Here is a 19,880-nt window from a genome sequence, read left to right as displayed (position 1 = left end):
CGGGTTACTTTTCTGGCACGCCGCCGGAACCCACCGGGCACCGGCGCGGAAGGCCCGGCGGCGTGCCATTGTCCGTCCTTTCACCAACCCGCTCACGGCACGATTGGGAGCGCTCCCGAACCCCCGATCGCACCCCTTCCTTTCCCTTTCCCCTTTCACCCCCGGAGACCGTTCCCCGGCTCCGCAGGACGCCCGCCTCCTCGCCGGGGCGGGCGTCCGTTCCATCCGGTCCTGGGATGATGGGTGCCATCCGAGGTGGAAGGGGCGAACGTGGCGAACCCGGTGGAGACCGACACCGTCGTCGTCGGTCTGGGAGCGATGGGTGCCCAGACCCTGTGGAGACTGGCCCGGCAGGGGGTCGACGCCGTCGGGGTCGAGCGGTTCGCCCCCGGCCACGACCGCGGCTCCAGCCACGGCGAGTCCCGCATCATCCGCACCGCCTACCTGGAGGGCGAGGAGTACGTCCCGTTCGTGCGGGCCGCCTGGCGGGCCTGGGCCGAACTGGAGGAGGCCTCCGGGGAGCGGCTCGTCCACCGCACCGGGGCGCTCATGCTGGGCGCCCCCGACAGCGCGGCGGTGGCCGGCTCGCTGGCCGCGGCCGCCCGGCACGGGCTCGCCGTGGAGCACCTGTCCGGCGCCGGCCTGGCCGAACGCTTCCCCCAGCACGCGGTGCGCCCCGGCGAGGAGGGCGTCTTCGAGGAGGAGGGCGGAGCCGTCCTCCCCGAGGCGGCGATCCTGGCCGCGGTGCGGCTGGCCCGCGCCCACGGGGCCCGCGTGATGACCGGCACCGCCGTCACCCGGATCGAGCCCGACCCCGACCGCCCCCGCGTGTTCGCCGGCGACACCGAGATCCGCGCCCGGCGGGTGGTCGTGACCGCCGGGGCGTGGCTGCCGACCCTGCTGCCCTCCCTGGCCGGGCTCGGCGGCGGTATCCGGGTGGAGCGGCGGGTGCTGGGCTGGTTCCGGCTCACCGGGGACGCCCCGCCGCACGCCGCGGGCCCGGTCTTCGCCCGCGACGAGCCCGACGGCACCCTCTGGTACGGCTTCCCGAGCCTGGACGGGCGCACCGTGAAGATCGGCGTGCACGCCGAGGCCCCCGGCGCCCCGCACCGTCCCGGGTCCCAGTGGGGCGAGCCCGTCGACCCCGACGCGGGTCCGCGCGCCCCCGACGCGGACGACGCCCGCCGCCTCGGCGAACTCACCGCCGGGCTGCGCGGTGTCGAGCCGCTGCCCGAGCGCATGGCGGCGTGCATGTACACGATGACCTCCGACGAGCACTTCGTCATCGGCCGCCACCGCGACCTGCCCGGCCTGGTGGTCGCCGGGGGGTTCTCCGGGCACGGGTACAAGTTCGCCTCCGCCGTGGGCACGGCCCTGGCCGACCTGGCGCGGGACGGTGCGACCGCGGTGCCGGTCTCCATGTTCGACCCGCACCGCTGGGACACCGGGCGGCCGTGACCCGCGGGAGGGGGCCGTGCGATCATCTCCCCCAGCGCGGCGCGAGCGCACCCTCCCCGTCCCACCCCCGGAAGGACCCCCGAATGCAGAACACCACCCGGCGGACCGCGCTCGTCACCGGCGCCTCCTCCGGCATCGGCCGTGCCGTCGCCGCCGACCTGGTCCGGCGCGGGTACCGCGTGTACGGGACGAGCCGCAGGCCCGAGGCGGTCGCCGACCCCGTGGCCGGGGTGGAGTACCTGGCGCTGGACCTGACCGACGCGGACTCCATCGCGGCCTGCGCCGCGGCGGCCGGGGACGTGGACGTGCTGGTCAACAACGCGGGCGAGAGCCAGAGCGGGCCGCTGGAGGAGCTGCCCATGGACGCCCTGGAACGGCTGTTCCGCCTCAACGTGTTCGGTGCGGTGCGGCTCACCCAGCTGCTGCTGCCGGGGATGCGCGCGCGCCGGTACGGGCGGGTGGTCATGGTCGGGTCGATGCTGGCCAGCTTCCCGCTGGCGCACCGGTCCTCGTACGTGGCGTCCAAGGCCGCGATCAAGGGGTTCGCGGACGCGCTGCGCCGCGAGGTCTCCCCGTACGGGATCGGGGTGGCCACCGTGGAGCCCGGTTCCATCAACACCGGCATCAGCGAGCGGCGCACCCAGTACCTGCGCGAGGGCTCCCCCTACACCGGCGACTACCGCACCATGCTGGCCGCGCTCAACGCCAACGAGGCGGCGGGCATCCCCGCGGAGACGGTGTCCCGCACCGTCCTGCGGGCGATCGAGGACGCCCGGCCGCGGCCGCTGTACGCGGTGGGCAGCAACGCGCCGCTGGTGTTCGCGCTGCGGCGGCTGATGCCGCGCTCGGTGGTCCTGGGCATGGTCGCCCGTAGGCACGGCCTGCGGTGAGCCGGGCGCCCGTCCGGGGCGCCGCGCCGTGCCGCCGCGCCGGGGGACCGCGCGACCTCTCCGGAGAACGGTAAGCGGGTTGAAAGCGGGACGCCGGAGAATCGGCTGCGAGGCAGGGCGCGAGGCGGCAGGCGACCACGAGAACGCCACAGGACGGAACCACGACCAGTACGCTCCGCCGGAGGGCCGGACCCTCCGGCGGTGACCGGTCCCCTCAGGACCCGAGCCGTCGCCGCCACCAGTCGGGGATGTGCTCGGGGGCGCGGGGGAAGCAGCGGAAGTCCAGGACGTAGTGCCCGTCGTGGGTCCTGCGCCCGAAGCCCGGCTCGGAGTCGCGGTCGTAGGAGAAGGTGTACGCCCCGTCCGGCTCCACGGTGACATCGGCACGGAACCACGTGCCTGTCCCGGGCTCGTACATGCCGCGGCGCAGTCGCGCCAGGGGCGCGGAGACACGGGCGGGAACGGTGAGGCGGCGGGCGCCCCCGGCCACAGCGTGCACCCCGACGCGTCCGCCCAGCAGCACCGCGAACCCCCGGACGCCGGCGCCCGCGGCCCCCTCCGCGAAGGCGGCGGCGACCTGCGCCTCCAGCGTCTCGCGCTCCCCGGGGGCCAGGGGGATCCAGGCCCCGCCCGGGGCGGTCTCCAGGCCGTCGGGCAGGTCGTTCCCCCGGTGCCGCTCATCGAGGGGGTGGCGCCAGGCCGGGGCGCGCCGCTCCAGGTCCCGCAAGAACGTGCTCCCCGCCGCCTGCGCGCTCGCGGGTTCCCAGCCGCGGCCGTCGGCGGGGAACCAGGAGGGCCAGTGGTCGTACGCCCGGAGCACGCAGGCCCCGGCGGGGCCGACCTCCAGGCGCAGGAAGCACCAGCCGCCGTGCTCGGGGTGGAGTTCCGCCTCGTAGAGGGCGTTGAGCAGGGTCATGGGCTCGGTGAGCGGCGAGCGCCGGGCCAGCGGCTCGGGGCCGCTCACGGCGAAGCCCCAGTTCCGGCCGATCCGCTCGTGGAGGAGGACGGCGGTGCCGCCGGGCGCGTTCGCGCGCGTCCAGGCGACCAGGGCGTCCAGAGCGGGCGAGGGCCCGGGGACCGGACGGCCGGGGATCTCCGCGCGGCGGCGCAGGTCGTCGCCCAGCCGCAGGGAGACCATCGCCTCGTAGTCCTCCAGCAGGCGCGTCCGGACCGGGGCCGCGGAACCCGCGGGGAGGGCGGGAGGGGTGCTCCCGGGGGTCAGCCCGAGCCGGGCGGCCGTGGACAGGGCCGTCGGGGCGTCGAGCCCGCCGCGGTACCCGGGGCGACGGGCGTACAGGGCCAGGGCGCGCTCGACCACATCCCCGGTGATCCCAGCGGTCCGGGCCCGGGCCGACAGGTCGGCGGCCAGGGCGTCCGGTTCCGGGTCGGGGCCCGCGGGGAGCCCGAGCCCGGCCGCGATCCTCGCCCGGACGGCCGCGTCGTCGGCCAGGTCCCCGAGCAGGCGGGACAGGCCGTCGTCCTCCACCCGGTCGTCGTAGGCGACCCGGTCCCAGACGGCGCCGTCCCACCAGTAGGCGAGGCCCGGCGGGCGTTCGGCCTCGTTGTCGGCCAGCCAGGCCCAGGGCAGCCAGCCGGGGGCGCCGTCCAGCGGGTCCACGCCCATGTAGAGGTGCTCGTCGCAGGAGCGTTCCGTGCCCGTGAGAACGGCTCGGCCGCCCGCCACCGGGACCAGCTCCCAGCGGCTTCCGCCGTGGTCGTCGAAGCGGATGACACCGTCCTCGTCCGCGGTGTACCGGGTGCCCGGGGACAGGGCCGCCAGCAGGGCGGCGCGCGCCCACAGGTCGGGCAGCGGGGGCAGGTCCCCGGCGCGGCCGGGGCGGTGGAAGGCCATGGAGATCCTCGGTGGTCCGGGGTGCAGGGGCGTCGGCCAACGTACACCGGCGGGGGCGGCGCGGGGGCGGGGGCGGATGGCCGTAGGTTGGGCGTACAGATCGCCGACAACCGTGGAGGTGCCGCGTGAGCGTCGTCAAGTTCAACGTCCTGACCGTCCCGGAGGGTGCCGGGGCCACGCTGGAGGAACGGTTCGCGAACCGCGCGGGCCTGGTGGAGGGGCAGCCCGGGTTCGAGGAGTTCCAGCTGCTGCGCCCGGTGGAGGGCACCGACAAGTACCTGGTGTACACCCGGTGGCGGTCCCAGGAGGACTTCGAGAACTGGCTGAAGAGCCGGGAGTTCCGTCAGGGGCACGCCCAGGCCGCCGCCGACGCGGGCCGCACCGGGCACGGGCACGGCCATGGCCACGGGCACGGCGGTCCCGCCGCGACCGGCAGCGAGCTGTGGGGCTTCGAGGTGATCCAGCGCGTCTCGGCGAAGGACGAGGGGTGACGGGGCCGGGGCGTGACCGTCCCCGGGTGCCCGCCCCGCGCGGGCACCTCCCCCTCCGACCACTTGGCGGCGGCGCGCGGCTCCCGTGATCCCGCCGAGCTGCGCCGCCTGGCGGCCACGCCCTATCCGTTCGTGTGGCAGGCCCTCGCGGAGAACCGGCGCACACCGGCGGACGCACTGGCGCTGCTGGCACACGCCCGGTCGGACGAGTGGAACCACCACCGGTTGCTGCGCCTGTTGGCCGAGCACCCCGGGGCCGACGGCGAGGTGCTCGGCGCCGTCCTGCGGGCCGTCGCCGCATCCCTGTCAGCGGGTGCCCGGCCCTACGGCGCCGCGCTCGCCCTGGCCGGGAACCCCCGGGTGGACCCGGACGGGGTCGCGGCGCTCGGAGCCCTGCGCGGGGCCTCCGCACGGCTGCGGCGGGGGCTGCGCGGACGGCTCGCGGTCAGGGGTTCCGCGGGGCCCGGGCCTCGATGAGGAAGCGGGTCGTGGTGGCGGTGAAGGAGCCCTCGCGTTCGATGTGGTCGTGCATGGCGCGCAGCCGGTCGAGGTACTTCTCCACCGTGAAGTCCGGGACCATCCACACGACCTTGCGCAGGAAGTAGACCACCGCGCCGACGTCGAAGAACTCGGTGTGCAGCTCCTCCAACCGCAGGTCCACCACCTCCAGCCCCGCCGCCTCGGCGGCGCGGCCGGCGTGGTCGGGGCTGCGGTTCGCCCGGACCTCCTCCGGCTGGGGGCCGAGGAAGAACTCCACCACCTCGAACACGCTCGCCGGGCCGACCTCCTGGGACAGGTAGGTGCCGCCCGGGGCGAGCACCCGGGCGATCTCGGGCCAGTTCGCGGCCACCGGGTGGCGGGAGACCACCAGGTCGAAGGCGTCGTCCCCGAACGGCAGGGGATCGGTGTCGGCCGCGGCGACCACCACCGCGCCCAGGGGGTGCAGCAGCCGGGTGGCCCGGGCGACGTTGGGCGGCCACCCTTCGGTGGCGACCGTCAGCGGCGGCCTGCGCGGGACACCCGCCAGGAGCTCCCCTCCCCCGGTCTGCACGTCCAGGGCGGCACTCGCCCGCGCCATGCGTTCGGCCACCAGGCGGTGGTAGCCCCAGGAGGGGCGCTGTTCTGTGGCGCGGCCGTCCAGCCAGGAGAAGTCCCACCCGGCCACGGGTGCGTCGGCGGCCTCGGCCACCAGGTCGTCGAAGGTGCTCATGGAGGCATGTTCACATCCGGGACCGTCCGCGGCCAGCCGGTTTTCCGCGGGCGGCGGCATGTCATCCGGTGATGGGGCCACCCCGCCGCGGGTGCGTCGGAGCGGACTCGCCAGGATGGACCCCCATGAGGACTCTGCTCCGGTTCGCCGGTTCCGTCACCCCCCTGCCCGCCGTCACCGCCGGGCTGGTCGCCGTGCTGGTCGGGGTGACGAGTTCCGCGGCCATCGTGTTCACCGCCGCGGAGGCCGCCGGGGCCGACTCCGGGCAGGTCGCGTCGTGGATGCTCGCCCTGGGCGTGGGCATGGCCGTCACCTGCGTGGGCCTGTCCCTGCGCTACCGGGCGCCCGTGGTCACCGCCTGGTCCACGCCCGGCGCCGCGCTGCTGGCGGTGGGCCTGGACGGTGTGACGCTGGCGCAGGCGGTCGGCGCGTTCGTGTTCTCGGCCGCGCTGATCACGCTGAGCGGGGTGACCGGCTGGTTCGAGAAGGTCATGGACCGCATCCCCGTGCCGTTGGCCGCCGGACTGCTGGCCGGGGTGCTGCTGCAGTTCGGGATCGGCCTGTTCACGAGCATGGAGGGCGACCTCGCCGTGGTGGCCGCGATGTTCGCGGTGTACCTGGCGGCCCGCCGCTGGGCGCCTCGGTACGCGGTGCCCGCCGCGCTGGTCGCCGGGGGCGCCGTGGCGGCCCTGGGCGGAACGCTGGACCTGTCGGGGGTGGTCCCCCGGCTCGCGGTCCCGGTGCTGGTCGTCCCCGAGTTCTCCTGGCAGGTGCTGGTGAGCGTGGGGGTGCCGCTGTTCGTGGTGACGATGGCGTCGCAGAACCTGCCCGGGGTGGCGGTGCTGCGCAACGACGGCTACCGGGTGCCGGTCTCGCCGCTGATCGGGTGGACCGGGGCGACCAACCTGGTGCTGGCGCCGTTCGGCTGCTTCGGCATGAACCTGGCGGCGATCACCGCCGCGATCTGCACGGGGCCCCAGGCCCACCCCGACCGGGAGCGGCGGTTCCTCGCCGGGGTGTGGGCGGGCGTCTTCTACCTGGTCGTCGGCGTGTTCGGGGCGACCGTCGCGGCGCTGCTGGTGGCGCTGCCCCCGGCGCTGATCGCGGCCATCGCCGGGCTCGGCCTGCTCGGCACGATCGGGGGGTCGCTGTCGTCGGCGCTGTCGGACGAGCGGTCGCGGGAGGCCGCGCTGGTGACGTTCCTTGCGACGGCGTCGGGGGTCACGTTCCTGGGCATCGGCTCGGCGTTCTGGGGGCTGGTCGCCGGAACGGTGACCTGGGCGGTCACCGCGCGGCGGGGCGCGCGGACCGACGAGGAGGCGGAGGCCGCGTGAAAGACGGTTGCGCTCCCCGGCACGCGACCGGTAGAAATTACGCGCCCCGGTACGAACGGTGAACCGGGGTCCGAGAACGAGAGGAGGCCGGGCCATGTCCACCGTGCACATCGCGCTCGTGGCCTCCCGGGGGAACCGATAGGGCTCACGCGGCCCGCCTCCGGGCGGTCGGGCGCACACACGAAGGTGTCGCCTTGACTGTTGCAGTATCCGACCTGACCGTCCGTCCGATCACCGGACCCGAAGAACTGTCTCTGTTCAACCGGTTCCCCTACCTGTTGAACGACGAATTCGCCGAGGACCTGGCCGACGGCCGCCGCCGCGCCGCATGGATGTGGCTGGCCCTGGCCGGCGACCGCCCGGTGGCCCGGCTGTCCTTCTGGGCGGCGAAGCAGGGCGACGAACCCCTGCTGACCGACGTCCTCGACGTCGACGACGAGGCCTCCGGCCTGGACCGGGAGGCCGTCCTCGAACACCTGCTGCGCACGGCGCTGGCCGCCACCGTCCCGCCGGGGACGGTACCGCCCGAGTTCCTGCGGTTCGTGTCCGCCGACTGGCGCTCCGACCCGCACGAGCGGCGGGCCGTGGCCGAGCGGATGGCCGCCGTGGAGAAGACCGGCGGCTCCCTGCTCGTGGAGCGGCTCCGCTTCCAGTGGGACCTGGGGGACTCCGCGCCGCGCCCCGGCGACCGGCTGCGCTTCCGGGGCATCCGGGACGAGCAGGAGATGCGGGAGCTGATGGAGCGGGCGCTGCAGGGCAGCCTGGACGCCCACCACCGGCACGAGCTGCTGACCATGACCCCCGAGGAGGTCGTCTCGGGCGAGTTCGCCCAAGAGTTCGGGCGCTACTCCACGCCGCGGTCCTGGTGGCGGATCGCCACCGGGCCCGACGGGGAACCGGTCGGGTTCGTGCTGCCCGCCCGCAACGCCAAGCACCCGATCATCGGGTACATCGCGGTGCTGCCCGAGTACCGGGGCAACGGGTACATCGACGACCTGCTGGCCGAGGGCACCCGGGTGCTGGTCGAGGAGGGCGGCGAGACGTACGCGCGGGCCGCCACGGACCTGGGGAACACCCCCATGGCCGCGGCCTTCGCCCGGGCGGGGTACGCCACCATCAGCGGGGTCGTCGACATGGTGTGGGACGCGCCCCTGTAGGCGCGGCCGCCGGGGCCTCCGATCGGCCGGCGCCCTGCGTCGGCCGACCGGTCGCCCCTCCCCGGGCGACACCGCCCGGGACGTCGTGCCGTTCCCGGCGGTGTCGGCTGCACCGGCACCGCCGCACGGCGAGCACGGCGGTGTCGCCCGACGAGGCCCGGCAGACCCGGCGGTACCAGCACCGCCCCACGGCGAGCACGGCGATGTCGCCCGACGAGGCCCGGCGGTCGCGGGGCAGGGAGAACACGTCCCGGGTCCGCCGGTGACCACGCCGCGCTCGGACGCGGCCGGGGCTCGGCCACGCCGACGCAGAGGCACGCTCAAAGCTCGGTCGGCGCCAGGTGGCACCGCCTGGGACGCCGCGCCGCGGTCTTCGCTCACGCCGTGGCGAAGACCCGTCCGGCCTCGGCGACGGCCGCCACCAGGTCCTGGGGGTCGGCGGTCATCCCGGCGATGACCAGGTCGATCTCCTCCAACCCGGCCCTGGCCAGCAGGGCCTTGTCGTTGGTCGTCCACTCGCCGCGCCCGGCCAGCACCGCGTGCGCCGTCTGGGCGGCCGCCTGCGCGATGAGGCCCGCGGTCTGGCTCACCCGCCCCTGCGGGGCGTGGTTGTGCTCGGCGTACCCGAGGGTGGCCGCGGCGACCCCGCGCCAGCGGGGCGGCGCGTTCCGGCGCAGGGCCTGCGGGTAGTCCGGCCGGGGCAGTTCGCCCAGGAGGGTCCGGCCCAGGGCGAGCTCGGCGACCACCAGGTAGGTGGGGATGCCCGCCAGGTGGAACAGCAGGGGCTCCACGTCGAAGTCGCCGGCCTGCGCCCGCTCGACCTCCCGCTCCACCACGTCCAGGTCCCGGTAGTGCACGTCCACCGGGCGGCCGTCGATGCGCAGCCACGCGCCGCCGTTGAACACACCCCCACCCCAGCCGCCGACCTCCGATACCTCACCGGGCCAGCCGAGCTCCCGCAGCTCCCGCGGGTCGAACTCCCCGCGGTAGTAGACCGCCAGGTCCCAGTCGCTGTCGTCCCGGTGCGTCCCCTGCGCACGCGACCCGCCCAGGGCCACCGCCCGCACCCCGGTCAGCCCGCCCAGCCGGGCCGCCGTGTCCTTGAGGAAGATGTCGTCAGAACGTCCCATCCCGCCATGCTCCCACCCTCCCGGAACCCGGGCTCCGGGAGGGTGACACGGCCTTCACCCCGGACTCGGGAGGCGGTGGTGGTGGTTCAGCGCACCGACGGCTGTGCGGATGGTCGGTCGCCGTGACCCCCGGGGTCTCCGGCCGGCTGCTCGCGCTCCGGGCCGTAGGTCCGCCACCGCAGGAACCGCTCGGCCGGCCCCCGCACCCCGGTGCGCCGCATCAGGTCCGCCAGGACCACGGTCGTCGCCCAGACGGCGACGCCCACCAGGACCGAGGCGGTGGCGGACAGCTCGGCGCCCAGGTTCAGCGTGTACGGCATGAACAGCGTCATCCAGGCCACCGACTGCAGCAGGTAGCAGGTCATCGACCGCTGCCCGGTGGCGACCAGGGCGCGGACCACCGGCCCCTGCCGCTCGCCGAACCGCACCGCCACCAGGGCGATGAGCGCCGCGTAGCCGAACCCGCCCGCGTATCCCGTGAGCACGTGCAGCCAGGCCCCCAGGCCCTCCACCGCCGTCGACGACGGCGCCCACAGGCCGGCGGACACCAGCGCCTGGGGAAGCCCGCCCAGAACGGCGAGCGGGATGCCGATCCCGGCGGTCCGGCGCAGCAGCGCCAGGTGCTCCTGCGGCCGCTCCATGACCCGGCGCCGGGCGGCCCACACCCCGATCGCGAACGGGAACACCGAGGTCAACAGCAGCAGCGGGGTCATCACCGGCCAGGTCATCAGCCGCATCCCCACGTCCGCCAGGTAGTCCTGGCCGAACACGCTGGCGTCGGCGGAGGTGGCCTCGGGCAGGGTGGTGCCCAGCGCGTAGACCAGGGAACCGCCCGCCATCCAGCCGAACGCGTGGGAGAGCAGCCTCCGGTCGGTGACGTGCAGCAGACCCGCGAAGCACAGCGCGATGAGACCGTAGACGGCGATGATGTCGCCGAAGAAGAGCAGCGCGGTGTGCAGCACCCCGATGAGCAGCATCCAGCGGCCGCGTCTGCGCACCAGGGAGCGCACGCGTGGCCAGGGCCGACCTTCGGCCGTCCGCCGCAGGTGGATCCAGGCCAGCCCGTATCCGAACAGGGCGGCGAACATCGGGTAGCCGCGCGCCTCGGCGAACAGCATCAGCGCCATCGTCGTCACGGTGTCGGCCACTCCCGCGGAGTGGCCCCCGGCGGTCATCTGCCACAGGATGTGGGCGTGCACGACGGCGATGATCAGCAGCATCACGCCGCGGGCGAGGTCGGGGGCCACGGCCCGTCCCGTCAGCGGGACGCCGTAGGTACGAGGAGGGGGCATAGGGATCACTCCGGGAAGGTCGGACGCTAAGATACGGGTACGTAGCCAGTACGCGTTTTTAAGATACGGCATCGTTTCTTAGTTGGGAAGCCCTGTGGACAACCGGAACGAGGATTCGGCCGCGCCATCGGACGGGGAGTCCTCCCCGCGGCGTACACGCAGGCGCGGCGAGCAGCTCGTCGGCGCCATCCACGAGGCCGCGATCCTGGAGGCGGCGGACAACGGCGTGGGCGGGCTGTCCATGGAGGGGATCGCCCGCCGGGCGGGCACCGCCAAGACCTCCCTGTACCGGCGCTGGTCCCTGCCCACGGACATCCTGCTGGACGCGATGTACAGCCACTTCCCGCAGGAGCGGCCCGCCCCGGGCGCCGACGACCTGCGCGGGGACCTCATCGACTCGCTGGCGATGCTGACCGAGCTGAGCTCGTCCCCCCTGGGACAGGCGATGTTCGCGGTGATCGCCGAGTCCCTGCGCGACCCGGTGCTGCACGAGCGGTTCGACGACGAGGTGTTCGGCCCCCGGGGCGGGCGGTTCACCCGCACCGTCCTGATGCACTACGCCGAGCAGGGCCGGATCGACCCGGCCCGGGTCACCGACGTGACCACCGACATCGGGGAGGCGATGGTCCTCAAGTACTCGATCGACCACGGCCGGGCGCCCGACCGCGACCACCTCGCCCAGGTCGTCGACGAGGTGATCCTGCCCGCCGTCGGCGCGGACCCCCGCCCGAGCCGCACACCCTAGCCGCGCCGCACTCGGGGCGGCCCGGCGAAAGCGGAGAGCCGGCGGAATCGCCACCGGCCATCCGGCCGCGGCACCGGACACGCCGCCCCGCCGGGGTCGCACCGCGCGGAGCGGGCTCCCGCAGACGGCGGCCGTGGCGGACGCCGCTGCACGGACCCGGCGGCCGCGGAGAACCGGTGGGAACAGCATCGGCCGCCCGGCAGGGGCACCGGACATGCCGCCGTCCCGCTGCACGGGCCCGGCGGCGGGAAAACCGGTGGGGCGGGGCCGGGCGTGCGGCTAGGCTGCCGGGCATGTCACTGCCGCCGGGTGTCGCCGCCGACCGGGTCGAGGAGATCGACGTGGGCCTGTCCGGGGCCCGGGTCGCCCGCCTGTACGTCGCGGGGCGGCCGACGGCGGTGTTCAAGTCGGCGGACGCGGGCCGCCGCGACCTGGTGGCCGAGCTGGTCGGCACCGAGCGGCGGCTGCGCCTGCTGGCCGGCACGCGGCTGCCGGTCCCCCGGCTGTTGGACTCCGGGCGGTGGCGGGGCTCGTACTGGCTGACCATGGAGCACCTCCCCGGCCGGGGCGCCCACGAGCCGAGGCACGACCGCGCGGAGCTGATCGCCCTGCTGGCCCGGGCGCTGCGCGACCTGCACGCCGTCCCGGCGGCGGGGCTACCGCTCCCGATGGGCCCGGACGTGCTGCTGGAGCAGGCGCGCGAGCGGGTGGCGTCGGGCGCCGTGGACCGCGGCTGGCGGGCGCAGGGCCACACCCCGCGGGTCCCCGGGGGCAACGGGCGGCGCGCGTCGGGGGCGGCGGAGGTGCTGGCCGCGCTGGCCGACCGCCTGGAGCGGATCCCGGTGTCCGGGCCGGTCCTGCTGCACGGCGACTACTGCCTGCCCAACGTCCTGGTGGACGGGGAGGGCGGGTGGTCCCTCATCGACCTGGGCCGGGTGGGCGTGGGCGACCGCCACCTGGACCTGGCGGACATGACGGGCAGCATGCTGAGCGATCTCAACCCGTCGTTCGGGCCGCGCGACGCGGAGGCCTTCCTGGACGCCTACGGCCGCGACCTGGTCGACCCGGGGCTGCTGGAGCTGTACCGGGTCCTGGACGACTTCTTCTGGCCGGAGTGAGCCGGCGGCGCCCCGCCCGTACGGCTAGGGCCCGTCCGCTCCGGCCTCCCTCTTCTCCTCCCCGGGCTCCCCGCCGTGCGGCGGGCGCCTGCGGAAGGCGCTCTCCGGCTCCCGGCGCAGGCTGCGCACCAGGCCGACCATCATGAAGAACGTGAGGACGAAGAACGGCAGCCCGAAGACGATGATCGTCTGCTGCAGGGCCTCCAGCCCGCCCACCCCGCTCGCGGTGAGCACGGTGGCGGCCACCACCCCCTCCGTGACGCCCCAGAACACCCGCTGGCGGACGGGCGACTCGGGCCCGCCCGCGCACAGCATGTCGACCACGAGCGAGGCGGAGTCCGAGGAGGTGGTGAAGAAGACGACCACGATGAGGATGCTCGCCGCGGAGACGAGGGTCGGCAGGGGGTAGTGGGCGAGGAAGGCGAACAGCGCGCCGGGGATGTCCTCCTCCACCACGACGTTGCGGACCAGCTCCCCGCCCTGGTTCATCTCGATGTCGAACGCCGACAGGCCGAAGACGCCGAACCAGATGATGCTGAAGGCGGTGGGCACGGCCAGGACCCCCAGGACGAACTCCCGGATGGTCCGGCCCCGGGAGATGCGGGCGACGAAGATCCCCACGAACGGCGACCAGGTGATCGTCCACGCCCAGTAGAAGACCGTCCACGTCCCCTGCCACCCCGTGTCGCCGAAGGTGTCGTTCCAGAAGGAGAGCGGGACCAGCCACGACAGGTACACGCCGGTGGTCTCGATGACCCCCTTGACGAGGTACAGGCTGGCGCCGGCGAGGAAGACGAAGACGAGCAGTCCCACGGCCATCACGATGTTCGCGGTGGACAGCCACTTGATGCCGACGTCCAGGCCGGTGGCCACGGAGATCACCGCGAGGGTCGTCACGGACGCGATGAGGACGAGCTGGACGGCCCTGTTCTCCGGGACCCCGAAGAGCGTGTGCAGTCCGCTGTTGATCTGCATGGTGCCCAGGCCGATGGTGACGGCGACCCCGAAGAGCGTGCCCAGGACGGCGAACGCGTCGATGAAGCGCCCGAGGGGCCCGAAGGTGCGCCTCCCCAGGAACGGGTACAGGATCGAGCTCACCCGGAACGGCAGCCCCTTGCGGTACGCGAAGTAGGCGAAGGCGAGCCCCGGCAGGCAGAAGATCGTCCAGGTGTGCAGGCCGAAGTGGTAGAGGGTGAACCCCATGGCCTCGCTCGCCGCCTGCACCGACTCCGGTTCCACGTCGCGCAGCGGCGGCTCGGCGAAGTGGCTGATGGGCTCCGCCACACCCCAGAACATGAGGATGCTGCCGATGCCGGCGGCGAAGAGCATGCAGAACCAGACGGGGTCGCTGTAGTCGGGCCGGCTGTCGTCGCCGCCGAGCCGGACGCGGCCGTACCTGCTCAGGGCGATCCAGACGAGGAAGCCCAGGAAGGTGGTCACCCCCAGGATGTAGAACCATCCCAGGTGGGTGAGGATCCAGTCGGACACGGCGCCGAAGACCGCGTCCACCGTGTCGGTGAAGGCGATGGCGCACACCACGAACAGGACCGTCGCCGCGACCGCGCCGAAGAAGATGACCGGATCGGTCCTGAGACCGAGGGCTTTCGCCGCCCTGTCGAGCATATGCGCCTCCCCGTGATGGCTTCCTCACGGAGAGTCTTGCCGCTCCGGCCCTCCGATGCGGGCCGGGACACGGCCGCGGACGGTTCCGGGGTCGCCCCCGGGGGCCGCCCGCGGTCGGCGTGCGGGGCCGTCAGGCGCCGTCGAGCGAGCGCAGCAGCCCGCAGACCTGCTCGGGGTTCTCGTACAGGGACAGGTGGCCGGCGCCCTCGATGGTGTGGACCTCGGCGTCCAGGAAGCGCCGGGCGGGCCCGTGCAGGCGCGCCGGCGAGAAGAACGGGTCGTGCGACCCGGTCGCGACCGCGACGGGCGTGTCGGACCAGGCACGGATCTGCTCCGCGTACAGCGGGCTGGGCGTGGACCCGGTGCGGCAGCTGCGCGCGAGCAGGGTGAGCCACTCGGCCTCCTCGCGGTGCTCCTCGCAGGGCGTCTGCGGCCCGCTGAGGAACTCGACGAGGCGCCCGCTGTTCTGCTCGGTAGGGCGGAGCATCCACGGCAGGGTGGCCCGCATCGACTCGGAGGTCATCCCGGGCGCGGTCAGCCCGGCCGGGTTGAGCAGCAGCAGCCCGGCGACCAGCGGCGACGGGGTGGAGGCCAGCGCGATGGCGGCGCCCCGGGAGTGGCCGAGCACGATGACCGGCCGGTCGGTGATCTGCGGCAGGAGCTCGTCGAACCAGGCCCCGTACGCCTCGATCCCCGGCCTGCCGACGCGTTCGCCGCAGCTGAGGCCGGGCTGCCCGGGCAGGTCCACCAGGTACACGGGGCGGTCCGCGGACAGTGCGCGGGCCGCGGGCACCGTGGTGGCGGCGTTGAAGTTGGTGCCGGACAGGATCAGGACCGGCGTCCCGGGGCCGCCGGTGGACCGGAACGCCTGGGTGCTGCCCATGCGGGTGTCCACGGGGGGCAGGGGGCCGAGTTCGGGCCAGCGGCTGAGGGCTTTGTGGCACCAGGCGTGTACCGAACGCTCGGCGCTCTCGGAGCGGTAGACACGCGCGGTGCGCGAAGGAACGACGGTCATGGATCTGGGATTTCGCGTAGGGAGAGTGCTGTTCGCCGGTCTGCTGCCCGGCGCGCCAAAAGAGGACTGTACGCCTCCCGTCGGCCCCGTGCCACCTCGGGGGCGGGAGCGGCCGCGGGAAGGCGTTCCGCGATCTTCTCCGATGCGCGGAATGTGTCCGCTCCCGAGCGCTTTCGACCCGTTCCTCCCGGAAGAACGGGCGGCGGCGGGGAGGGCGCGGCCCGGGGGTGACCGGCACCGGCCACCGCCGCGGGGAACGCCGGAGGGCGCCCCCGCCCGCCGGGAGCGCCCTCCGCACGCCGGGGTCAGACGACGTTGAACCCGTCCGGGTCCGGCCCGATGCGGCCGTCGCGGTCCAGGGCGCCGATCCTGTCCAGGTCGTCACCCTCCAGTGCGAAATCGAACACGTCGAAGTTCTCCGCGATGCGGGACGGGGTCACCGACTTGGGGATCACGATGTTGCCGGTCTGGAGGTGCCAGCGCAGCACGACCTGGGCGGCGGTCTTGCCGTGCTTCGCCCCGATCTCCGCCAGCACGGGCTCCTCCAGCAGGCCCTTGCCCTGGCCGAGCGGGCTCCAGGCCTCGGTGAGGATGCCGTGGGAGGCGTTGAGCCCGCGCATGGCCTCCTGCGAGAAGTACGGGTGCAGCTCGATCTGGTTGACCGCGGGCACCAGGTCGGTGTTCTCCAGCAGGCGGGCCAGGGTCTTCTCGGTGAAGTTGGACACGCCGACCGCCTTGGCGCGGCCCTCGGCGGCGATGCGCTCCAGCACCTTCCAGGTGTCGACGTAGGCGTCCTGGGCCGGGACCGGCCAGTGGATCAGGTACAGGTCGACGTAGTCCAGCCCCAGGCGCTCCAGGCTCGCGTCGAACGCCTTGAGGGCCTTGTCCGCGCCCTGGTCGTCGTTCCACAGCTTGGTGGTGACGAACAGCTCCTCGCGGGGCAGTCCGGAGGCGGCCAGGGCCCGGCCGGTGCCCGCCTCGTTGTCGTAGATGCGGGCGGTGTCGATGCTGCGGTAGCCGACTTCCAGGGCGGTCTCGACGGAGGCCTGGGCCTGGTCGTCGGGGACCTGCCAGACACCGAATCCGAGCTGCGGCATGCGGAGGCCGTTGTTGAGGGTGACGTACTGCATGGGTCCCTTTCCGGGGTCACGAGGATGAGGAAGGTGTGGCGCGGGGGGCGGGAGCAGACTAGGGCGTGTTCGGTGGATGCTTTCGTGTGGCCCGGCGCTTGCGCCGGGTGCCGGGAGCGGTCGTCGGGCGATCTCTCGCAAGCCGCCTGGCGAGGTCGGCCCGGGGTAGGCCGTCCGAGCACAGGCGGCGCGGCGAGAGGCCGCCCGGCGGCCGCGACCCGGAATGATCCGCCGAACACGCCCTAAGGGGCCAGCCGGACCAGCATCTTGCCGGTGTTGGCGCCGCGCATCATGTCCAGGAAGGCGGTGACGGCGTTCTCGATGCCGTCCACCACGGTCTCCTCCGCGCGCAGGTCGCCGTCGGCCAGCCACCCGGCGGCGCGGCGGGCGTACTCGCCCATGAGGCGGGCGTGGTCGCCGACGATGAAGCCGCGCAGGGTGAGCCGCTTGCCCACGGCGAGGAACAGGTTGTCCGGCCCGGGCACCGGCTCGGTGGCGTTGTACTGGGAGATCGCCCCGCACAGGGCGAAGCGGGCGTGGTCGCGCGCGGCGGCGATGGCCGCCCGCAGGTGGTCGCCGCCGACGTTGTCGAAGTAGACGTCGATCCCGTCGGGGGCGGCCTGGGCGAGCTGCTCCTCCAGCCGGCCCTCGCGGTAGTCGATGGCGGCGTCGTAGCCGAACTCCTCGACCAGGCGGCGCTTCTTCTCCGGGCCCCCGGCCGAGCCGATGACCTTGGCGGCGCCCAGGCGGCGGGCGATCTGCCCGGCGAGGGAGCCGACCGCCCCGGCGGCGCCGGAGACGAACACCACGTCCCCCTCGCGGACGGGGGCGATCTCGGTGAGGCCGACGTAGGCGGTGAAGCCGATCATGCCCAGCGCGTTGAGGTAGGCCTGGGCGGGCGCGGCCCCGGCGTCCACGGCCCGGACCGCCCCGGCGGGCGCCAGCGCGTGGTCGCGCCAACCCAGCGAGTGCAGCACGGTGGTGCCGACCGGAACCGAGTCGTCACCGGAGGCGATGACCGTGCCGACCGCGCCGCCCTCCATGGCCTCGCCGAGGCGGTAGGGGGCGACGTAGGACTTGGTGTCGTTCATCCGGCCGCGCATGTACGGGTCGACGGAGATCCACTCGTTGCGGATCAGGACCTGCCCGGGACCGGGGTCGGGCAGGGTGGTCTCGACGAGCGCGAAGTCGCCGGGGACGGGCTCCCCGACCGGGCGGGCGACCAGGTGGACTTCCCTGCTGGTGACGGACACGGTGGCACCTCTCGAACGGACTGCCGTGGGAACGGGTACGGGCCCCGCGCGGTGGGCGGTGGGCCCGGTGGCCGACGCTAGTACCTCCACGTATTGACCGACCAATAAAATCGCCGAAGTGAGCCATAGGTATTCCAATGGATCCGCGGCGGTCCTCGGGGACGCCCGCGTCGAGACCGGTCCCGCCCCGCTGGATCTCCAGCAGCTGCGGACGTTCCTGGCCGTGCACCGGTCGGGGTCCTTCACGGCGGCCGCACAGGCGTTGCGCCTGTCACAGCCGACCGTGACCACTCAGATACGGACCCTGGAGCGCCGGCTGGGGCACTCCCTGTTCGAGCGGCTGCCGCGGGGTGTCGCGCCGACCGCGGAGGCCAACGAACTGGCGGCGCGGGTCGCAGAGCCCCTGGACGCTCTGGAGCTGGTGGCCGGGGGCGGTCCGGCGGTCCCGCACCGGCCGCTGCGGCTGGCCGGGCCGGCGGAGGCGCTCCAGGTGCTGGTGCTGCCCGCCCTGGCCCCGCTGGTGGAGTCGGAGGGGCTGCGGCTGCGGGTGCGCCACGGCCTCTCCGACGACCTGCTGGAGGAGCTGCGCGCGGGACGGCACGACCTGGTGGTGTCCACGGTACGGCCGCGCGGGCGCTCACTGGTGGCCGAGCCGCTGGCGGACGAGGAGTTCGTGCTGGTGGGGGCGCCGCTGTGGGCGGATCGCATCGGCCCGGGACGGATCGCCCGGCAGGGGGCGCCGGCCCTGTGCGAGGTCCCCCTGGTGGCCTACGACGAGAGCCTGCCGATCCTGCGCCGGTACTGGCGGCACGTGTTCGGGGTGCGGCTCACCTGCAAGGCGGCGGTGGTCGTGCCGGACCTGCGGGCGGTGATGGCCACGGTGGCGGGCGGTGCCGGGGTCAGCGTGCTGCCGCGCTACCTGTGCCAGGGGGAGCTGGACGCGGGGCGGCTGGTGACGCTGCTGGAGCCGGAGGACCCGCCGATCAACACGGCGTTCCTGGTGCGGCGGCCGGGGATACCGGAGAACTCCTGCCTGGAGGGGGTGCTGTCGCTGCTGTCCGCGGCGGGGCGCTCCTGGTGAACCCCGCGTTCGCATCCGGTCGCAACCGTCCCCCCCTGTACGGGGATCCCACCCCCCGGCAACGGCGGAGCGGAGGAGGACGCATGGCGGAACGGACACCGGTGGGCGTGCGGCGCGGGTCGCGGCCCGTGACCGTGCTGGTCGGTCTGGTGGCGGCGGGGTTCGCGGCCTTCGCGCTGGCGCGCGGGCTGGGCCTGGAACGCGGGTTCCCGCTGGTGCCGCTCATGGCCTACACGCCCTACGCCGCGGGGGCCGCCGTCCTGGCCGTCGCCCTCGCGGGGGTGCTGCGCCGGTGGGTGTCCCTGGCGGTCCTGTCCGTGGCGGCCGCGGTGCTCGTGGCGGCGGTCGTGCCGCGCGCGGCCGTGTTCTTCGCGGTGACCGACATGGGCGGGCCCGAACTGCGGGTGGCGACCTTCAACGTCCTAGGCGGCGGGGCCCGGATCGACGAGATCGTCGGCCTGGTCCGCGAGCACGGGGTGGACGTGCTGGCCCTCCAGGAGGTCACCCCGGAGGTGCTGGCCGACCTGTCCGCCGCCGGGCTCGACGACCTGCTGCCGTACACCGTCGACCACTCCGGTGCCGGGGTGGAGGGGAGCACCGTGCACGCGGCGCTGCCGCTCACCGACGCGGGCGCGCTGAACGGGCCGGACGGGTTCGCCATGCCCGTCGCCGCCATGGAGGTCCCGGGCGCGCGGTACGGCGGGGCGGTGGAGGTGGTGTCGGTGCACACGCCTCCCCCGCTGAACGCGGAGTACGTCGCGGCCTGGGAGACGGAGCTGGCGGCGCTGACCGCTCCCCCGCCGGAGGGCGTGCGGCGGATCCTGGCCGGGGACTTCAACGCCACCCTGGACCACGCGGCCCTGCGCGACGTCCTGGACTCGGGCTACCTGGACGCGGCGGCCGAGCTGGGCGAGGGCACCCGCCCGACCTGGCCGGTCCTGGGGCGGACGCTGCCCCCGGTGACCATCGACCACGTGCTGGTGGACCCGGGCATGGGGGTGGCCGACCTGGAGGTGGTGGAGGTGACCGGCAGCGACCACCGGGCCGTGGTCGTCACCGTGACCCTTCCCGGCGGCCGCTGACGGCACGCCGCGGCCGGGC

At 74.5% G+C, this 19,880-nt stretch carries 18 protein-coding genes; 10 read left to right on the top strand and 8 right to left on the bottom strand.

Annotated features, from left to right (window positions below; translation table 11 throughout):
- Positions 1 to 318: 318 nt before the first annotated feature.
- Both solA and K1J57_RS16535 read left to right on the top strand, forming a co-directional pair.
- On the top strand, positions 319 to 1,458 hold the full coding sequence (solA, locus tag K1J57_RS16540; RefSeq protein WP_370634680.1) for an N-methyl-L-tryptophan oxidase: 1,140 nt from the start codon (positions 319 to 321) through the stop codon (positions 1,456 to 1,458).
- Between the two features lie 83 nt (positions 1,459 to 1,541).
- Positions 1,542 to 2,348, top strand: a complete 807-nt coding sequence (locus tag K1J57_RS16535) for an SDR family NAD(P)-dependent oxidoreductase (RefSeq protein WP_220559464.1) — start codon at positions 1,542 to 1,544, stop codon at positions 2,346 to 2,348.
- Between the two features lie 214 nt (positions 2,349 to 2,562).
- Here the strand turns inward: K1J57_RS16535 and K1J57_RS16530 are convergent, their stop codons facing one another.
- Entirely contained in the window at positions 2,563 to 4,200 is a 1,638-nt protein-coding gene (locus tag K1J57_RS16530; RefSeq protein ID WP_220559462.1) for a hypothetical protein, read from the bottom strand.
- Between the two features lie 125 nt (positions 4,201 to 4,325).
- Between K1J57_RS16530 and K1J57_RS16525 the strand changes: the two genes are divergently transcribed.
- Together K1J57_RS16525 and K1J57_RS16520 are read left to right on the top strand one after the other, a co-directional pair.
- Entirely contained in the window at positions 4,326 to 4,691 is a 366-nt protein-coding gene (locus K1J57_RS16525) for an antibiotic biosynthesis monooxygenase (RefSeq protein ID WP_220559461.1), read from the top strand.
- A 12-nt stretch (positions 4,692 to 4,703) separates the two neighbouring features.
- Positions 4,704 to 5,168, top strand: a complete 465-nt coding sequence (locus K1J57_RS16520) for a hypothetical protein (RefSeq protein WP_220559460.1) — start codon at positions 4,704 to 4,706, stop codon at positions 5,166 to 5,168.
- Here the strand turns inward: K1J57_RS16520 and K1J57_RS16515 are convergent.
- Positions 5,137 to 5,901, bottom strand: coding sequence for a class I SAM-dependent methyltransferase (locus K1J57_RS16515; RefSeq protein ID WP_220559459.1), 765 nt, complete (start codon positions 5,899 to 5,901; stop codon positions 5,137 to 5,139). The genes K1J57_RS16520 and K1J57_RS16515 overlap by 32 nt on opposite strands.
- 125 nt (positions 5,902 to 6,026) lie before the next feature.
- Between K1J57_RS16515 and K1J57_RS16510 the strand changes: the two genes are divergently transcribed.
- Both K1J57_RS16510 and K1J57_RS16505 read left to right on the top strand, forming a co-directional pair.
- The gene (locus K1J57_RS16510; protein ID WP_220559458.1) at positions 6,027 to 7,235 is read left to right on the top strand and encodes a benzoate/H(+) symporter BenE family transporter; all 1,209 of its coding nucleotides are present in this window, start codon (positions 6,027 to 6,029) and stop codon (positions 7,233 to 7,235) included.
- 194 nt (positions 7,236 to 7,429) lie between these two features.
- On the top strand, positions 7,430 to 8,392 hold the full coding sequence (locus K1J57_RS16505; protein WP_220559457.1) for a GNAT family N-acetyltransferase: 963 nt from the start codon (positions 7,430 to 7,432) through the stop codon (positions 8,390 to 8,392).
- 377 nt (positions 8,393 to 8,769) lie between these two features.
- Here K1J57_RS16505 and K1J57_RS16500 read toward each other — a convergent pair whose 3' ends face one another.
- On the bottom strand, positions 8,770 to 9,522 hold the full coding sequence (locus K1J57_RS16500) for a nucleotidyltransferase domain-containing protein (RefSeq protein ID WP_220559456.1): 753 nt from the start codon (positions 9,520 to 9,522) through the stop codon (positions 8,770 to 8,772).
- A gap of 86 nt (positions 9,523 to 9,608) precedes the next feature.
- The gene (locus K1J57_RS16495) at positions 9,609 to 10,814 is read right to left on the bottom strand and encodes a DUF418 domain-containing protein (RefSeq protein ID WP_255646362.1); all 1,206 of its coding nucleotides are present in this window, start codon (positions 10,812 to 10,814) and stop codon (positions 9,609 to 9,611) included.
- Positions 10,815 to 10,908: 94 nt separating this feature from the next.
- On the opposite strand from K1J57_RS16495, the gene K1J57_RS16490 reads away from it, so the two are divergent.
- Entirely contained in the window at positions 10,909 to 11,559 is a 651-nt protein-coding gene (locus tag K1J57_RS16490) for a TetR/AcrR family transcriptional regulator (protein ID WP_220559454.1), read from the top strand.
- Positions 11,560 to 11,852: 293 nt separating this feature from the next.
- Positions 11,853 to 12,677, top strand: a complete 825-nt coding sequence (locus K1J57_RS16485; protein WP_220559453.1) for an aminoglycoside 3'-phosphotransferase — start codon at positions 11,853 to 11,855, stop codon at positions 12,675 to 12,677.
- Between the two features lie 24 nt (positions 12,678 to 12,701).
- On the opposite strand, the gene K1J57_RS16480 is transcribed toward K1J57_RS16485, so the two are convergent.
- From K1J57_RS16480 to K1J57_RS16465, 4 genes are all read right to left on the bottom strand, one after another.
- Positions 12,702 to 14,300: a BCCT family transporter gene (locus K1J57_RS16480; protein WP_220559452.1), complete on the bottom strand. Its 1,599-nt coding sequence runs from the start codon at positions 14,298 to 14,300 to the stop codon at positions 12,702 to 12,704.
- Between the two features lie 130 nt (positions 14,301 to 14,430).
- On the bottom strand, positions 14,431 to 15,315 hold the full coding sequence (locus K1J57_RS16475) for an alpha/beta fold hydrolase (protein WP_220559451.1): 885 nt from the start codon (positions 15,313 to 15,315) through the stop codon (positions 14,431 to 14,433).
- 305 nt (positions 15,316 to 15,620) lie between these two features.
- Positions 15,621 to 16,445: an aldo/keto reductase gene (locus tag K1J57_RS16470; RefSeq protein WP_220559450.1), complete on the bottom strand. Its 825-nt coding sequence runs from the start codon at positions 16,443 to 16,445 to the stop codon at positions 15,621 to 15,623.
- 242 nt (positions 16,446 to 16,687) lie between these two features.
- Positions 16,688 to 17,698, bottom strand: a complete 1,011-nt coding sequence (locus K1J57_RS16465; protein WP_220559449.1) for an NADP-dependent oxidoreductase — start codon at positions 17,696 to 17,698, stop codon at positions 16,688 to 16,690.
- A gap of 190 nt (positions 17,699 to 17,888) precedes the next feature.
- On the opposite strand from K1J57_RS16465, the gene K1J57_RS16460 reads away from it, so the two are divergent.
- A complete protein-coding gene (locus K1J57_RS16460) occupies positions 17,889 to 18,779 on the top strand; it encodes a LysR family transcriptional regulator (protein WP_255647188.1) in 891 nt (296 codons plus the stop codon).
- 83 nt (positions 18,780 to 18,862) lie between these two features.
- Positions 18,863 to 19,861 (top strand): endonuclease/exonuclease/phosphatase family protein, encoded by a 999-nt coding sequence (locus K1J57_RS16455; RefSeq protein WP_220559448.1) that lies wholly within the window; start codon positions 18,863 to 18,865, stop codon positions 19,859 to 19,861.
- The last annotated feature ends 19 nt before the right edge of the window (positions 19,862 to 19,880 follow it).

The sequence above is a fragment of the Nocardiopsis sp. MT53 genome, from assembly GCF_019598965.1.
GTDB lineage: Bacteria > Actinomycetota > Actinomycetes > Streptosporangiales > Streptosporangiaceae > Nocardiopsis > Nocardiopsis changdeensis.
Note: the sequence above shows the minus strand (reverse complement) of the source record. Positions and strands in the feature narration are given on the sequence as shown.

What these genes read in the sequence shown, in the direction of transcription:
- solA (WP_370634680.1), top strand. Translation starts at nt 319, where the DNA reads ATGGGTGCCCAGACCCTGTGGAGACTGGCCCGGCAGGGGGTCGACGCC.
- K1J57_RS16535 (WP_220559464.1), top strand. Translation starts at nt 1,542, where the DNA reads ATGCAGAACACCACCCGGCGGACCGCGCTCGTCACCGGCGCCTCCTCC.
- K1J57_RS16530 (WP_220559462.1), bottom strand. Translation starts at nt 4,200, where the DNA reads ATGGCCTTCCACCGCCCCGGCCGCGCCGGGGACCTGCCCCCGCTGCCC.
- K1J57_RS16515 (WP_220559459.1), bottom strand. Translation starts at nt 5,901, where the DNA reads ATGAGCACCTTCGACGACCTGGTGGCCGAGGCCGCCGACGCACCCGTG.
- K1J57_RS16510 (WP_220559458.1), top strand. Translation starts at nt 6,027, where the DNA reads ATGAGGACTCTGCTCCGGTTCGCCGGTTCCGTCACCCCCCTGCCCGCC.
- K1J57_RS16500 (WP_220559456.1), bottom strand. Translation starts at nt 9,522, where the DNA reads ATGGGACGTTCTGACGACATCTTCCTCAAGGACACGGCGGCCCGGCTG.
- K1J57_RS16495 (WP_255646362.1), bottom strand. Translation starts at nt 10,814, where the DNA reads ATGCCCCCTCCTCGTACCTACGGCGTCCCGCTGACGGGACGGGCCGTG.
- K1J57_RS16485 (WP_220559453.1), top strand. Translation starts at nt 11,853, where the DNA reads ATGTCACTGCCGCCGGGTGTCGCCGCCGACCGGGTCGAGGAGATCGAC.
- K1J57_RS16480 (WP_220559452.1), bottom strand. Translation starts at nt 14,300, where the DNA reads ATGCTCGACAGGGCGGCGAAAGCCCTCGGTCTCAGGACCGATCCGGTC.
- K1J57_RS16475 (WP_220559451.1), bottom strand. Translation starts at nt 15,315, where the DNA reads ATGACCGTCGTTCCTTCGCGCACCGCGCGTGTCTACCGCTCCGAGAGC.
- K1J57_RS16470 (WP_220559450.1), bottom strand. Translation starts at nt 16,445, where the DNA reads ATGCAGTACGTCACCCTCAACAACGGCCTCCGCATGCCGCAGCTCGGA.
- K1J57_RS16455 (WP_220559448.1), top strand. Translation starts at nt 18,863, where the DNA reads ATGGCGGAACGGACACCGGTGGGCGTGCGGCGCGGGTCGCGGCCCGTG.